Genomic DNA, 258 nt, shown 5'->3' with positions numbered 1-258 from the left:
CTTCGGCGACGGTGTCGATGTCGGGGCCGACGAGCTCGATCTTGCCGTCTTCAATGGAGTCGTCCGCCATGCGCACCAGCTCGAAGCCCGGGGTCTTGGTGCCGCCGAACTCGACGTACATGTCTTTCTTCCGGATGGACTCGCCTTCAAAGGCGGGACCGACGGTGATGGGCACATCGATGTCCACGGCGGTAATCTTGATGCCCCGCACCTCAAGGCAGGTCTGGACGATTTTGTCGTAGTCGGGTTCGCTGATGA

The 258-nt window shown here is 60.9% G+C and carries 1 pseudogene; it reads right to left on the bottom strand.

The features are described 5' to 3' along the window. A pseudogene (locus IT084_RS19175) lies at positions 1-258 on the bottom strand (CO dehydrogenase/CO-methylating acetyl-CoA synthase complex subunit beta); the annotation flags it as partial.

Source organism: Desulfallas sp. Bu1-1, from assembly GCF_015594625.1.
In the GTDB taxonomy this organism is placed as follows: domain Bacteria; phylum Bacillota; class Desulfotomaculia; order Desulfotomaculales; family Desulfallaceae; genus JADNRQ01.
The sequence above is the reverse complement of the archived record's forward strand: the minus strand, read 5'-3'. Positions and strand labels throughout refer to the sequence as shown.